The sequence below is a fragment of the Leucobacter luti genome, from assembly GCF_004217175.1.
GTDB lineage: Bacteria > Actinomycetota > Actinomycetes > Actinomycetales > Microbacteriaceae > Leucobacter > Leucobacter luti.
In genome coordinates this window covers 468,532-483,486 of record NZ_SHKI01000002.1, presented here as the reverse complement: position 1 = coordinate 483,486, position 14,955 = coordinate 468,532, and the positions used below count along the sequence as shown (strand labels likewise).

The window sequence follows — 14,955 nt, the reverse complement described above, 5'->3', positions numbered from 1 at the left end:
CCTAGGCGCGCTGCGGGAGCGGCGGGCCGTCGGGGAATTCGCCGCGGGTAAGGTCGAGGAACACGGCGTCCTCGAGGTGTCCGCCGGGGCGCACCTGGTAGTCGCGGAGCACGCCGATGCGCCGGAAGCCCAGCCGCTCGTAGCTGCGGATCACGCCCTCGTTGTTGATGTTCGGGTCGAGGGTAACGCGCGTGATCCCGGCGGCGAACTCTGCGCGGATCGCGAGGGCGAGCGCCTCCTCGCCGATGCGGCGGCCACGGAACCGCGTGCCGATGAAGATGTGCATCACGGTGGTCGGGTACTCGGCGTCGTCGCCGCGCAGCACGAACATCGCACCGGCGCACTCGCCGTCGATCTCGATGATGCGGACGACCTCGGGCTGGTCGATGAACTCGGCCTGCACGCGCTCCGGCGTGTACCCCACCCACCAGAGCGAGACTTCGGGCTCGGCGAGGATCGCGACGAGCGGGGCGTGGTCGGCCTGCAGCGGGGCGCGCAGCGTCACGAGCGGTCCGACGATGGGGGCGAGTATGTCTGTCATTGCTTCAGCGTAACGCGCGCGCTCCCCCGGATCACAGACCAATTCGGCCGCGCAGCCGCGGTCCACTTCGCGTGAAGTGGACCGCGGCTGCGCGGCCGAGTGTGGGAGTGCGCCGGCCGCCGTGCCCCGCGCGGGGCGGGGCCGGCCACGGCGCTAGTCCTGGCCGAGCGCGGCCAGGCGCGACTCCTCGTCCATGCGGATGCAGGACTCGATCACCGGATCGAGCGCCCCGTTCATCACGTGGTCGAGGTTGTACGCCTTGAATCCGGTGCGGTGATCCGCAATGCGGTTCTCCGGGAAGTTGTACGTGCGGATGCGCTCGGAGCGATCCATGGTGCGGATCTGGCTGGAGCGGTGCGCGCTCGCCTCGGCCGCCTTCTCCTCCTGCTGCCGCGCGAGGATGCGGGCGCGCAGCACGCGCATCCCGGCCTCGCGGTTCTGCAGCTGCGACTTCTCGTTCTGCATTGCGACCACGATCCCCGTGGGGAGGTGCGTGATGCGCACCGCGGAGTCGGTCGTGTTGACCGACTGGCCGCCGGGGCCGGACGAGCGGTACACGTCGATCTTGAGGTCGTTCTGGTGGATCTCGACCTCTTCGGGCTCGTCGACCTCGGGGTAGACGAGCACGCCGGTGGTGGAGGTGTGGATGCGACCCTGCGACTCGGTCACGGGGACGCGCTGCACGCGGTGCACGCCGCCCTCGTACTTCAGGTGCGCCCAGGCGCCCTGCGACGGGTCGCTGGCGTTGGTCTTGATCGCGACCTGCACGTTCTTGTAGCCGCCGAGGTCACTCTCGTCCTTCTCGAGGATCTCTGTCTTCCACCCCTTCGACTCCGCGTAGTACATGTACATGCGGAGCAGGTCGGCCCCGAACAGCGCCGACTCGGCACCGCCCTCGCCGCCCTTGATCTCAAGAATCACGTCGCGCCCGTCGTCCGGGTCGCGCGGGATGAGGAGGCGGCGCACCTTCTCCTGCGCCTCTGCGAGGCCGGTCTCCAGCTCGGGGATCTCCTCGGCGAACGCCTCGTCCTCGCGGGCGAGCTCGCGCGCGGCCTCAAGGTCACTCCCCAGCTGCTGCCAGTGCTCGTAGGCGACCTTAATCTTGTTGAGCTCGGCGTAGCGCCGGTTCACCTTCTTGGCGCGTGCCGCATCGGCGTGCAGCGCCGGATCGGCGAGGTCTTCCTGCAGCTGCGCGTGCTCGGTGAGCAGCCCTTCGACCTGTTCGAACATGTTTCCTCCGGATGATGTGAGCTCAGCACCCTGCGCTCCGACCGCTGAGCGGCCGAAGCCGCGGGACCCGGCGCAGTGCCGGGTCCCGCGACCACCTCCGCGCGCGCAGGATGACGGGAAGCCCGTGATCAATCGCGGAGTGCGGGGTGCGTGCTAGGAGAGACCGCCGGCGCGCTGGATCTCGGCGAGCAGTGCGGCGTTCGAGCTGGTGGCCCGGATGCGATCAAACACGCGCTTGGGGGCCTGCTCGTCGTGCAGTGCATCGCGGACCAGACCGAGCACGCCGGCCTCGTCGGCGCTGAGCACCGTCTCGGCGTTCAGCGTGCGCGACTTCGCCAGGTCCACGACGGGGGCAAGCCCCGCGCGGGTCTTCGCGATCCGGATTTCGCTGTTGGCCACCCGACGCGCCTCGCGCAGCAGCGTCTTGTCAGCGGCGATCCCCGTGCCGTGGTGCACCGCGGCGAGGATGGTCAGCGAACCACCGTTCTCGACGTTGCGCGCAGCAGCGAGCAGCTTCTTGAGCTGGCCGAGGGCGAACTCGTCGATCTCGTCGTGCGCCGGACGGGTGGGCGTGTGCTGAGCCTGCGCGTAGGCCCGGGCGAAGCTGTTGAGCGAGTCGACGAGCACGACGACATCGTGCCCGAGCTCGACCATGCGCTTCGCGCGCTCGATCGCGAGCTCAGCGATCGTCGCCTGGTCCTCGGCGGGGCGGTCGAACGTCGCCGCGACGACCTCGCCGCGCACGGTGCGCTCAAGGTGCGTGACGTGCTCGGGCTGCGCGTCTGCGAGGACGAGCATCAGGTGCGCCTCGGGCGCGTTCGCCCGCACGGCCTCCGCGAGCTCACCGAGCACCGGGGTACCAGCGGTGCGCGCGGGGAGCACCACGAGGGCGCGCTGCCCGAACCCGATCGGTGCAACGAGGTCGATCGCGCGGCCGAGCTGCGCGTCCGGGGTGCCCTCGAGGCGCAGCCGGGTGTCCGGGTAGATCGGCGTGAGGTCGGCCACGTCCGGCCGCTTCTCGTTCTCGTCGAGCGTGCGCCCGTTGACCGAGTCGATCTTCACGATCGCGTTGTACTTCTGGCGGTTGCCGGCGTCGCTCTCGCGGGGCTGGCGAATCGCGCCGACTACCGCGTCGCCGCGGCGCAGGCCGTACTTCTTCACCTGGCCGAGCGAGACGTACACGTCGCTGTTGCCCGGCAGGTAGCCGCTGGTGCGCACGAACGCGTAGTTGTCGAGCACGTCGAGGATGCCGGCGATGGGCAGCAGCACGTCGTCCTCGGTGATCTCCGGCTCGAAGTCGTCACCGGTGCCACGGCGCTTGCGGTCGCGCTGGCGGGTGCGGCTTGAGCGCGACGCGCTCTCCGCGTTGTTCTTATCCGAGCTCGGGCCGGTGTTCGACCCGTTCTGGCCGTTCGACCCGTTCTGGCCGTTAGATCCGTTCTGCCGGTTCTGGCCACGACCGCCCTTGTTCGAATCATCGCCCTCGGCCGACTGGTCCGCAGCGTCGTTCGACTGCTCGGCGCTGTCGTTCTTCTGGCCGCGGCCACGACCGCGGCGGTTGCGCGTCGGCTTCTCGCCGTCGGTGCTCTCGGAGTCGCTCTGCGCCTGGCCGGTGGCGGTGTCGCCCTCTGCCTGGGGCGCGCCCTGCTCGGAAGCCGGGGCCTCTGCCGGCGCGGCGTCTGCCGCGGTCGTCTCAGCGGCGGGCGCTGCCTCGTCGCTCTTGGCGCGCCGGCTGCGCGAGCGCTTTGCCGGCTCGGCGGGGGCCTCAGCCGCGTCTGCGGCGGCGTCGGTGGTCTGGGCTGCCGCGCTCGCGGCGGGCGCCGCCTCGGTCGCCTCGGCTGCGGGAGCCTCGGCGTCGGCGGCCTTCTTACGCGTGCGAGTGGCGCGCTTCTTCGGCGCCGCCTCTGCCTCGGAGTCGGCAGTTGCGGCGGCCGCGGGGGCCTCGGCTGCGGGGGCCTCGGCCGAGGCGGCCTCGGCGGGAGCCTCGTCAGCCTTCTTACGCGACCGGGTGGCGCGCTTCTTCGGCGCAGCCTCGGCGGCGTCTGCCGCCGGGGCCTCCGCCTGTGCCGCCGGCGCTGCCGGAGCCTCAGCGGCGGCGGGCGCTGCGGCCGGAGCCTCAGTTGCCGGTGCGCCGGCCGGCGCCGCTGCTGCGGCATCGGTCGTTGCGCCCGCGGCAGCGGTCACGCGACGCGACGCGCGGCGACGCGGCGGTGCGGTCTCCTCGGCTGGGGTCGCGGGGGTCTGGTCGGTTACGTTGGATTCCACGTTCTTCCTTTCGGAACGCCGTCGGAAAAGCGCGCGCATACGGCTTCGCCTTCCCGCGGTGGTGCACGTCTCGTGCGTCGGGATCACCGGACAGTCGCGTCGCGGTGAAGGAAACGATCCACACTCCACGGTCAGGGATGTTGGACGATCGCGCGTCGCTACGGACTCACGCCGAAACCATCCTGGCCGCGGGCACCCGACCCACTCAGACTGAGGGACCGGCTACGCGGGGATCGCCTCCACTGTAGCACCCTTCGTGTCCACGGCAAGGATCAATACGCGCCAGTCCGGGTGTTCTTGCGCCACCAAGTCGGCCGCGGCGAGCCGCTCGGCGGGCCCGTTCGAGAGCACCAGGATCGACGGGCCCGCACCCGAGACGACCGCCGGGTGCCCGGCGTCGCGCAGCTCGCGGATCAGATCGCGCGTGAGCGGCATCGCGTCGCCGCGGTAGTTCTGGTGCAGCCGATCCTCGGTGGCCTCCATGAGCAGCTCCGGGCTCTGCGTGAGCGCCGCGATGAGGAGCGCGGAGCGCGACACGTTGAACACGGCGTCCTCGTGGGGCACCTGCTTCGGCTGCAGGCTGCGCGCGAGCTCCGTGGACATCGTGAAGCTCGGCACGAGCACCAGCGGAGCGACCCCGCGGTGCACCATGAGCCGCTTGAACCGCGGGCCGTTGGGCGTGGACCACGCGATCGTGAGTCCGCCGAACAGCGCCGGCGCCACGTTGTCGGGGTGTCCCTCAAGCTCGGTCGCGAACGCGAGCAGCTGTTCCTCGCTGAGCTGGAGCGGCGCCTCGGGGTCGCTCTCGAGGAGCCCAGCGGCGATCATCACGCCCGCCACGATCGCGGAGCCCGAGGACCCCATGCCCCGGCCGTGCGGGATCCGGTTGGTTGCCGCGACGTTGAGTCCCGGCAGCTCGCGGCCGAGCCGCTCGTAGACGTGCGCGGCCGAGCGGACGACGAGGTTTGACGCGTCGGTGGGGACCTCACCCTCCCCCACGCCCGTGACCTCAACGGTGGCGCCGGGCTCGTCCCGGGTCACCACGGTGAGGTCGTCGCCGTAGGCGAGCGCGATCCCAAGCGTGTCGAAGCCGGGGCCGAGGTTCGCGCTCGTCGCGGGGACCCGAACGCGGACGGCGCGCGGCGCGGCGGCGCTCACGCGTTGCCCTCGAGCCGCAGCACGCTGGTCACGTCGAGCACCATGTCGGAGGCGCGCAGCGCCGCCACCATCGCGGCGAGGTCTGCCTCGCGTGCCACGTGGGTACCGATCACGAGCGCGGCGCTGCCGGCCTGGTCCTGCGCGACCGACTGCTCCACGCTCGCGGCCGAAACGCCGTGCTCCGCGAGGATCCCGGCGATGCCGGCGAGCACGCCGGGCTGATCACGCACATCGAGCATCACCTGGTAGGCGGTGTTCACCTCGCCGACCGGCAGGATCGGCAGCTCAGCGTGCAGCGAGCCCGGGATCCCGGGGCCGCCCACGACGTGGCGGCGAGCCGCGGAGACAAGGTCGCCCAGCACCGCGGAGGCGGTCTCGGCGCCACCGGCGCCCGCACCGTAGAACATCAGCTCGCCCGCGGCCTCGGCCTCAACGAAGACCGCGTTCTTGCCGCCGTACACGGCGGCAAGCGGGTGGTCCCGGCGGATCAGCGCCGGGTAGACGCGCGCCGAAACGCCCGCGACCCCGTCGGCCGCGGTGATGCGCTCGGCGATGGCGAGCAGCTTGATCACGAAGCCCGCGTGCTTTGCGGCCTCGATCTGGGTGAGCGTGATGCCCGAGATCCCCTCGCGGTACACGGCCGCAACCGGCACCTCGGTGTGGAAGGCGATGCTCGCGAGGATCGTCGCCTTCTGCGCGGCGTCGTACCCCTCGACGTCGAGGGTGGGGTCGGCTTCAAGGTAGCCGAGCTCGCTCGCCACGCGCATGGCGTCCTCCGCGCTGTCGCCAAAGCGGTCCATGCGATCGAGGATGTAGTTGGTTGACCCGTTCACGATTCCGAGCACGCGCGTGATGTGGTCGCCGGCGAGGCTCTCGCGCAGCGGGCGCAGGATCGGGATCGCCGCCGCCACCGCCGCCTCGTACGACAGCTGCGCGCCGACCTGCTCGGCCGCGTCTGATAGCTCGCTGCCGTACGCGGCGATGAGCGCCTTGTTCGCCGTCACCACGTCGGCGCCGCCCTGCAGCGCCTGCATGATGAGCGTGCGCGCCGGCTCGATCCCACCCATGAGCTCGATCACGATGTCGGCGCCCTGCACCAGGCGCTCGGCGTCGGTGGTGAAGAGTTCCTGCGGCAGATCCACATCGCGCTTCGCGGTCACGTCGCGCACGGCGATCCCCGCGAGCGTCAACCGTGCACCAATGCGCGATGCCAGTTCCTCCCCGTGCTCGAGGATCAGTCTGGCCGTCTGCGCACCGACCGAGCCGCAGCCCAGCAGCGCAACGCGCAGATCACGGTATCCGTTCACTTGGTTGCTCCGTTCGTGGTTGGGGTAAATCGCGGCGCGTCAGACACGCTCTTCGCGAGGAGTTCTTCTTCGGTGTCGCCGCGCACAATGATGCGGGCTGAGCCGCCCGAGATCGCCACGACCGGGGGCCGCGGGACGTAGTTGTAGGTGCTCGCGAGCGACCAGCAGTAGGCGCCGGTGGCGGCGACCGCGAGGGTGTCGCCCGGGCGCACGTCGCCCGGGATCTCGTCGCGCTGCACCACGATGTCGCCGGACTCGCAGTGCTTGCCCACGACGCGCACGAGCGCGGGCGCGGCCGCGCTCTCGCGGTTCGCGATCCGCACCTGGTAGTCGGCACCGTAGAGCGCGGGGCGCGGGTTGTCGCTCATGCCGCCATCGACACTCACGTACAGGCGCTCCGCGTAGCCGAGGTCGGCGGGGTCCGCCGCCGCGTCGCTGCCCGCCAGCTGCACCGACTTCGTGGTGCCCACGGTGTAGAGCGTCACGCCGGCCTGGCCGATAATTGCGCGCCCGGGCTCGAACGCGAGCTTCGGCAGCGGCACGTTGACCTCGGCCGCCGTCTCGGCAACGATGTCGGCGAGCTCACGGGCGATGTCGGCGATCGCCGGCAGCTCGTCTGCCTCGGCGCTCGTGTACGCGATGCCGAAGCCGCCGCCGAGGTTGAGTTCGGGGATCGGCCGGCCGGCGATGCGCGCGAGCTCGGGGTACGCGCCCAGCAGGCGGCGTGCCGACTCGCGGAACCCGTCGGTGGCGAAGATCTGCGAGCCGATGTGGCAGTGCAGCCCCACGAAGTCGAGGTTGTCGTGGCGGAGGATCTCGCGCAGCAGCCGCGGCGCCTCGGCGAGGGGCTGCCCAAACTTCTGGTCCTCGTGGGAGGTCGCGAGGAAGTCGTGGGTGGAGGCGTGCACGCCGCTGTTGACGCGGAGCCGCACGCGCTGCCGGATCCCCGCGGCCGCGGCCGCGGCGGCGACGCGCTCGGTCTCGAACTCGCTGTCGAGGATGATGGTGCCCACTCCGGCGGCAACCGCGCGCTCGATCTCGGGCACCGACTTGTTGTTCCCGTGGAACCCGATCAGTGCCGGGTCGACCCCCGCGGCGAGGGCGACGGCGAGCTCACCGCCGCTGGCAACATCGATCGCGAGCCCCTCGTCGGCCATCCAGCGCGCCACCTCGACGCACAGGAACGCCTTCGTGGCGTAGTAGACGGTCGCGGTCGTGCCGATGCGCTCGGCCTCCGCCTGCAGCGCGGTGCGCACCTCGACCGCGCGGGCGCGGGCCGCGTCCTCGTCGACCACGTACAGCGGCGAGCCAAACTCGGCCGTGAGCGCGGTGGCGCGGATGCCGCCAAGCTTGAGTTCGCCGCAGCTGCTGCCGCGGCGCGCGGTCGGGGGAAAGACGCGCGGGTCGATCGCGTGTGGCGTGGCCGCGCGGTGCGCCTGTGTCATCGTTCGCTCCTGGGGTGGGGTCCGGCTTCGATCGTCGACGCTCGCGAGGCTGCAACGGGCAGCCGATGGCGAGCGGACCCGGATTGGCCCCTGAAGCCGTGCGAACGGAGCTGTGCGCTCAGAACGAACCCGTTTAGCTTAGCGTGCCGCGCATGCCGCGCAGGTGCTGCGACGCCGCGTTGCGACGCAGGAGTGCAGTGCCGGGGCGCGGCGCCTGAGACGGACGGAGCGGGGGCCTGGCGTGCGCCCCCGCAGATACAGCGGGGGCCGGCCACGCAGTGCGTGACCGGCCCCCGCCGCAGAGTGTGCGGCCTAGCCGACGCCCGACATCATCGCGGTGTCGGTGTTGCCCACCCGGTCGAGCACCTCGGGCCGGTTCGCCTTGATCCACCAGAAGCGGATGAACGCGAGCAGCATGGTCGCGGCGAACAGGTACGGGATCACGTTGATCGGGAACGCCGGGACGGGGAACACGTTCGCAATGAACACGTAGACCATCGCGGCGACCGCGACGACCGCGCAGAGCCAGACCATGCGGTTGGGGATCCCCGCGCGCGTGGTGTACACCACACCGGCGATCGCCACGAGCGAGTAGGCCACCATGTAGCCGTACGTGCCGTAGGTGTCCACCCACACCACGATGTCCATCGGGTGCGTGCCGGCGAGCAGCAGGATCACGTCGAGCACGATCGCGGCGGGGCCGGCAATCAGCAGCACGCGGTGCGGGGTGAGGTGGGTCTCGTGCGTGCGTCCGAAGCGCTCGGGCACCACGCCCTCCTTGCCCATCACGTAGACGATGCGGCCCACCACGTTGAGCGGAGCGACCACCACGGCGAAGAACGACGCGGCAACGCCGAACACGAGCACCGGGGCGAACCAGCCGGGCATCCCGATCCGGTCATTGATTGCCTGCAGCGGGCTCGCCACCTCGCCGAGCGCGTCGCCGAGCACGGCGATCTGCGTGTACGCCGCGAAGACGTAGAGCACGCCGACCACGACCGCGCTCCACATGATCGCGCGCGGGATGGCGGTGTGCGGGTTGCGCGCCTCGCGCCCGAGCGCGTCGGCAGAGGAAAAGCCGACGAAGCCGAGGATACCGAGCACCATACCGGCGGCGACGCCCTGGAACGGAACGCCGTCGAACGTGAACTGCGCCGGGTCCCAGGCGTCGGGGCCGAGCCACACGAGCGCGGCGATCAGCAGCACGAGGATGATGAACACGGAGACGAGCTCGAGCACGAGTGAAACGCGCGCCGAGATCCGGATCCCGCGGATCGTGAAGAAGGTTGCGAGCCCGCCGATGATGACCGCGAGGGCGATGAGCCAGCCGGTGCTCGAGGCGCTCGAGATCCCAAAGATCTGCAGCAGGTCGGACGCGTAGGAGACCGCACCGCCGAGCGAGCCGGCCGCGATGCCCCACGAGCCGATCAGCAGCGCGACGCCCGCGGCGAACGCGCCGGTGGGGCCGAGGCCCTTCGAGACGTAGGTGTAGAGGGAGCCCGCCGAGGCGTGGCGGCGCGCGAACATCGACACGATGTAGCCCACGCAGAGAATCACGATCGTCGCGAGGACGAACGCGAACATGGTGCCGTTGCCGGCCCCGAGGAAGATCGAGGCGGCGGTGAAGGCGATGACGGCGCTCGGCGCGATGTTGGCGATTGCCTGTGCCGCGAGCTCGGGGCCAGACATCACCCCCTCGCGCAGGCCGGCGTCGACCTTCCGTTCAGTGGTCTGAGTCATGGTGAGTTGAATCTCTCTTCGTTGAGGTGGGTTACGGGATGAGGAGGGTGCGCAGCACGCCGCCGGCTTCGAGGTCGTCGAGCGCCTCGGCCGCCTCGTCGAGCGGGCGGCGACCCGAGATCAGCGGATCAAGCTTGAGCTGGCCGTCCATGTAGCGGTCGACGAGCGCGGGGATGTCGATCGACGGGCGCACCGAGCCGTAGTTCGACCCGAGGATGCGCTGGTCCGCCTCGGCGAGCACGAGGGGCTCGAACGAGGCGCGGGCGCCGGTCGGCGGCAGGCCAACGATCACGGCGGCACCGCCCAGGCCGAGCATCTGAATCGCCTGCTCGGTGGTGATCGTGCGGCCGATCGCGTCGAAGGCGTAGTCAACGCCATCGGGGATGAGTTCGAAGAGCTGCTCGACCGCGTCGCGCTCGGACGAGTCGATCCGGTCGGTCGCACCAAACTGGAGCGCCATCGCGGTCTTCTCGGGGACGATGTCGATGGCGATGATGCGCTCGGCGCCCGCAAGCTTCGCGCCCTGCACCACGTTGAGGCCAACGCCGCCGCAGCCGATGACGGCGACGGTCGCGCCCGGCTCCACCGCGGCGGTGTTCAGCACGGCGCCGACGCCCGTGGCGACGGCGCAGCCGACGACCGCGATCACGTCGAGCGGCGCGTCGTCGCGCACCTTGATTGCGCCCGATGCCGGGACCACGACCTCCTCGGCGAACGAGGAGACGCCGAGGTAGTGGTGGATCGGTTCCTCGTTGAGCGCGAGGCGCGAGGTGCCGTCGAAGAGCACGCCCTGGGGCGCCACGACCGTGGCAACCTTCTGGCAGCGTGCCTCGTGGCCCTGCAGGCAGTAGCGGCACTCCCCGCACGGCGGCACCCAGCTGAGCACCACGTGGTCGCCCACGGCGAGCGAGGTGACGCCCTCGCCGAGCTCGGTGACGACGCCCGAGCCCTCGTGGCCCATCACCATCGGCGCGGGAGCCTCCCACTCGCCGCGCTTCACGTGCAGGTCTGAATGGCAGACGCCGGCGGCGGCGATCTTGACCCGCACCTCCCCCGCCTTCGGTGCGGCGAGGGTCACATCTGCGACCTCCACGCGGGTCTCCGGATCGCGGAACACCACAGCCTTCATGAGGAACACTCCTTCGTTGTTCGAGTCGTTGAGCTTTGCGTCGCGGCCGCCACAGAGCGCCCGCCGCAACGCGACACCAGGAGATGCTACGGACGAACGCCGGGCGCTGTCACTGCACAACTCGACGATCTGGGCGGCATCAAATCAACACTTGGTACACTCTGGGGATGGCACTCGATCTCGCCGCCGTGGTGCGCGCCGTGGGCGGCACCTGCGTTCAGGGCCGCCTCGACGAGCGCACCCCCGTCGACGGCGTCACCGCGATCGAGGCGTACGTCGTCGTGGGGAACCCCGACTACGCCACGCTCGTCACTGGCCCTGAACAGGAGATTCTCCGTCGGCTCCGCGGCGGCGGGGCGGCGCGCGAGGCGCTCACCGGCGCCGTGTACGTCTCCGATACCGACGGCGCGGGACTCCGCGCGGCGCTCGCGGAGCACGGCATGACCGCGATCCTCGGCGCCCGGCTCGGTGAGACTGCGCTTCACGCGACGCTCGCCGCAATCATCGCCGACGATCGCGCGGCCGCGGATCGGCTCGTCACCGCCGGCATGAACGTGCTCACCCAGGTGGCGCGGCGCGGCGGGGTCACCGCCGTCATCGCCGAACTCGCGCGCCGCATCGACGGCTGGGCCGTGCTGCTCGACCCGCAGGGCCAGCTCATCGCGAGCGCCGGCGCCGGCCGCCTCCACGAGTCAGACGCGATCGCGATCGCGACCGGGCGCCCGGTGCGTGTGCGGCACGCCGGGCTACAACTGCACCCGGTCGGCTCCGACGGCGACCTGGCGGCGCGCCTCGTGGTCGCGACGCGGTCGAGCCGCACCAGCCACGCGCGCGACCTCGCCTCGCTCGCCGCGGCGCTCTTCGACCTTCTGCTGCGCACCCACAACCCATCGCTCACCGAGCACCTCGGGCGCGCGGCACTGCTCGAAACACTCGTGGCGGGCGGCCCGGAAGCGCCGGAGCTGCTGCACCGCTGGGGCATCCACGAGTCACAGCTCACCGCGTTCGAGCTCGGCACCCGGACCCGCTCGATCGACCCGGAACGCCTGCTGGGGCGCTGGTTCGACGAGTTCGGGGCCGAGCACGTGTTCGCCACGGCGCACGGCCGCGTCTCCGGGTTCGTGCGCGACGACGTGGTTGCCGAGCTCACGGCGCGGGTGCAGGAGTTCGCGCCGGTTGCGGGAAGCCGGTTGCACCTCGGCATCGGCGACCCCGCCCCCGTGCACGCGCTCTCACGCAGCGGCGTGCAGGCCAGGCAGGCGCTCGACACTGCGTTCGAGGACGGCCTCGCGGTGGTGAGCTTCAGCGCGCTCCCCACGGTCGGCCTCGTCTTCTCGGCGCTCGAACACAGCGCGACCGCCGAGATCGCGAGCGTGCTCGACCCGCTCCGCGACGCCGACGGCGCGCACGGCGAGCTCGGGCAGACCCTGCGCGTCTTCCTCGCCGAGCACGGGGCGCACCGCAGCAGCGCGGCGCGGCTCGGGATTCACCGGCAGACCCTCGTGGCGCGGATCCGGCGCGTCGAGGAACTCACCGGCCTCGCGATGGATCGGGCCGACGACCGCGCGGCGGCCTGGCTCGCGCTGCGCGCCGCGGGGCTCTAGCCCCGACCGGCGCGCGGAGGCTACTCGCAGCTCCCCTTCGCGCGCTGCGCCGGGTTCGAGACGGCATCCGGCGCGAGCTTCGCCTCGATGATCGCGGTGCCGGTGCTCGACAGGGTCACGTCGGTGAGCGTCACCCCGGCGGGCAGCTGATCCCGAACGCACACGGGGGCCGGGTGCAGCACCGGATCGAGCAGTGCACCCGTTGCCTGCGAGATCTGCTCCGCGCTCAGGTCGAGGCCGGCGGCGCTCACCTGCTTCGGTTCGAGGAGCACGTCGCCGTCCGCGACGCTCAGGCCCAGCCCGATCGTCAGCGGGATCTCCTGGCCCAGGATCGTCACCGAGCGGCCCACCACCAGCTCACCGTCGCGCACCTCGCCGGTGGTGGCAACGCCCTTGGTGAGCAGCTTGACCACCCCGGCGAGCTGATCCTGCGGCACCGTGAGCTCGACGGTGCCGTCGCGGATCTCGCCGGTGAGCGGGTTGAACGGCACGAGCCCCGCGTGCACGGTCGCGTCGGCCACGATGCCGTCGACGAGCGGTGTCTCCGGCACCGTGACCGTCACGTCGCCCACGCCGCCGCGGAACGCGTTGAGCACGGTCGAGCCACCGAGGGTCACGTCGACCGGGTGATCCCCGGAGAGCTTGAGCTGGCCGCGCACGGCCGTCTCGATGACGCCGGGCAGAATCAGGCGCAGCGCGAACTCAGCGGCCCCGCCCAGCACCGCGAGCGCGATCACCACGCCCAGCAGCTTCTTCCACCAGCTCGATCGTCCCCGTGCCATGCGCGCTCCTTTGAGATTGGGTGTGCGCCGAGCCTATCTGGCCGGCACGGCGCACGCCCGCGACTACATGCGCTCGGGGGCGCTCACGCCGAGCAGGTCGAGCCCGTTGCGCAGCACCTGGCCGGCGGCGTCGTTGAGCCACAGCCGGGTGCGGTGCAGGTCGGTGACCGGCTCCTCGCCGAGCGGGATCACGCGGCACGAGTCGTACCAGCGGTTGAACGCGGCCGCGAACTCCTCGAGGAAGCGGGCGATGCGGTGCGGCTCGCGCAGTTCCGCGGCGCCGGCAACGATCCCGGGGTACTGCTGCAGCTTGCCGAGCAGCTCGGTCTCAGTCTCGTGCGTGAGCAGCTCGGGCGCGAACGCGCTCCGGTCGATCCCGGCCGCCGCCGCGTTGCGCGCCACCGCGCAGCTGCGGGCGTGCGCGTACTGCACGTAGAACACCGGGTTGTCGTTCGAGCGGCTGCGCAGCTTCTCGCCGTCGAGCGCGAGCGGCGAATCGGCCGGGTAGCGCGCGAGCCAGTAGCGGAGCGCGTCGGCGCCGAGCCACTCGAGCAGGTCGTCGAGCTCGATGATGTTGCCCGCGCGCTTCGAGAGGCGCGCCCCGTCCAGGTTGACGAGCTGGCCGATCAGCACCGAGATGCCCGTCTCGATGTCGTCACCCGCAGCACCGGCGATCGCCGTGAGGCGACCGATGTAGCCGTGGTGGTCGGCGCCGAGGAGGTAGATCTTCTCGGTGAAGCCGCGGTCCATCTTGTCGAGGTAGTAGGCCGCGTCGGCGGCGAAGTACGTGTAGATGCCGTTGCCGCGGGTGAAGACGCGATCCTTGTCGTCGCCGAACTCGGTGGTGCGCACCCAGATCGCGTCGTCTTCCTCGAACACGTGGCCCTGCTCGCGCAGGCGATCGATCGCCGCCTCGATCGGGCTCGGCGCGCCGTCGGGGCCCGGGGTGTGCAGCGTGCGCTCGGAGTAGTACACGTCGAAGTGCACGTTGAAGCGCTCGAGCGAGTCCTTGATCTCCGCGAGCTGCAACTGGTAGGCGAGCTCCTGCACCTGCTCAAGCGCCGCGTCGCGATCGGCGGCCGCGAGCTCGGGCAGGTTCGGCAGCTGCGCGCGCACGCGCTCGCCAAGCGTCTGAATGTACGCGCCCGGGTACGCATCCTCGGGCGCGTCCTCGCCGAGCGCGGCGGCGAGCACCGAGCGGCCAAACTTGTTCATCTGCGCGCCGGCGTCGTTGATGTAGTACTCGTTCGTCACCTCGGCGCCGGCCGCGCGCAGCACGCGGGCCGTCGAATCGCCGAGCGCTGCCCAGCGGGTGTGCCCCATGTGCAGCGGGCCCGTGGGGTTCGCCGAGACGAACTCCATGTTGATCCGGTGCCCGGCGAGCACGGTGCTGCGACCGTACTGCTCGCCCTGCTCCACGACGCGGCGCGCCGTCTCCCCCGCGCTCGCGGCGTCGAGGGTGAGGTTAATGAAGCCGGGGCCGGCGACCTCGGCCTTCGCGACGCCGTCGATCCCCTCGGCCGCGGCCGCGATCTCCTGCGCCAGCTCGCGCGGGTTCACGCCGATGCGCTTCGCAAACTTCATCGCCACGTTCGAGGCCCAGTCCCCGTGGTCCCGGTTCTTGGGTCGCTCCACCTGCGTGTCACTGTCGGTGACCACGAGGTCGAGGCCGCGGGCCCCCACAACGTCGGTCACGATACGGGCGAGGGCGGCAGAGAGTTCTTGTGGCGTCACAAAGATCCATTCTAGCCGCG

11 protein-coding genes are annotated in these 14,955 nt (G+C 71.3%); 1 reads left to right on the top strand and 10 read right to left on the bottom strand.

The window, feature by feature from the left end; all coding sequences use genetic code 11:
• Position 1 precedes the first annotated feature (1 nt).
• The 8 genes from EV139_RS02005 to EV139_RS01970 form a co-directional block, all read right to left on the bottom strand.
• Complete coding sequence (locus EV139_RS02005) at positions 2–541, bottom strand: GNAT family N-acetyltransferase (protein WP_130452634.1); 540 nt, start codon at positions 539–541, stop codon at positions 2–4.
• A gap of 153 nt (positions 542–694) precedes the next feature.
• Positions 695–1,771: a peptide chain release factor 1 gene (prfA, locus tag EV139_RS02000; RefSeq protein ID WP_130452633.1), complete on the bottom strand. Its 1,077-nt coding sequence runs from the start codon at positions 1,769–1,771 to the stop codon at positions 695–697.
• A gap of 153 nt (positions 1,772–1,924) precedes the next feature.
• A complete protein-coding gene (locus EV139_RS01995; RefSeq protein WP_130452632.1) occupies positions 1,925–4,036 on the bottom strand; it encodes a transcription termination factor Rho in 2,112 nt (703 codons plus the stop codon).
• 222 nt (positions 4,037–4,258) lie between these two features.
• Positions 4,259–5,194 (bottom strand): homoserine kinase, encoded by a 936-nt coding sequence (thrB, locus tag EV139_RS01990; protein ID WP_130452631.1) that lies wholly within the window; start codon positions 5,192–5,194, stop codon positions 4,259–4,261.
• Positions 5,191–6,501 (bottom strand): homoserine dehydrogenase, encoded by a 1,311-nt coding sequence (locus EV139_RS01985; protein WP_130452630.1) that lies wholly within the window; start codon positions 6,499–6,501, stop codon positions 5,191–5,193. Before EV139_RS01985 ends, thrB begins: the two co-directional genes overlap by 4 nt.
• Positions 6,498–7,946 (bottom strand): diaminopimelate decarboxylase, encoded by a 1,449-nt coding sequence (gene lysA / locus EV139_RS01980; RefSeq protein ID WP_130452629.1) that lies wholly within the window; start codon positions 7,944–7,946, stop codon positions 6,498–6,500. The genes EV139_RS01985 and lysA overlap by 4 nt, the downstream gene beginning before the upstream one ends.
• A gap of 312 nt (positions 7,947–8,258) precedes the next feature.
• Positions 8,259–9,686 carry an APC family permease gene (locus EV139_RS01975; protein WP_130452628.1) on the bottom strand — a complete coding sequence of 476 codons (1,428 nt, stop codon included), beginning with the start codon at positions 9,684–9,686 and terminating at the stop codon, positions 8,259–8,261.
• A gap of 31 nt (positions 9,687–9,717) precedes the next feature.
• Positions 9,718–10,815, bottom strand: coding sequence for an alcohol dehydrogenase catalytic domain-containing protein (locus EV139_RS01970; protein WP_130452627.1), 1,098 nt, complete (start codon positions 10,813–10,815; stop codon positions 9,718–9,720).
• A gap of 167 nt (positions 10,816–10,982) precedes the next feature.
• Here EV139_RS01970 and EV139_RS01965 point away from each other — a divergent pair, with 167 nt between their 5' ends.
• Positions 10,983–12,419 carry a PucR family transcriptional regulator gene (locus tag EV139_RS01965; protein ID WP_130452626.1) on the top strand — a complete coding sequence of 479 codons (1,437 nt, stop codon included), beginning with the start codon at positions 10,983–10,985 and terminating at the stop codon, positions 12,417–12,419.
• Positions 12,420–12,439: 20 nt separating this feature from the next.
• On the opposite strand, the gene EV139_RS01960 is transcribed toward EV139_RS01965, so the two are convergent.
• Positions 12,440–13,201, bottom strand: coding sequence for an LmeA family phospholipid-binding protein (locus tag EV139_RS01960; RefSeq protein WP_130452625.1), 762 nt, complete (start codon positions 13,199–13,201; stop codon positions 12,440–12,442).
• Between the two features lie 63 nt (positions 13,202–13,264).
• The gene (gene argS, locus EV139_RS01955; protein WP_130452624.1) at positions 13,265–14,935 is read right to left on the bottom strand and encodes an arginine--tRNA ligase; all 1,671 of its coding nucleotides are present in this window, start codon (positions 14,933–14,935) and stop codon (positions 13,265–13,267) included.
• Between the last annotated feature and the right edge of the window lie 20 nt (positions 14,936–14,955).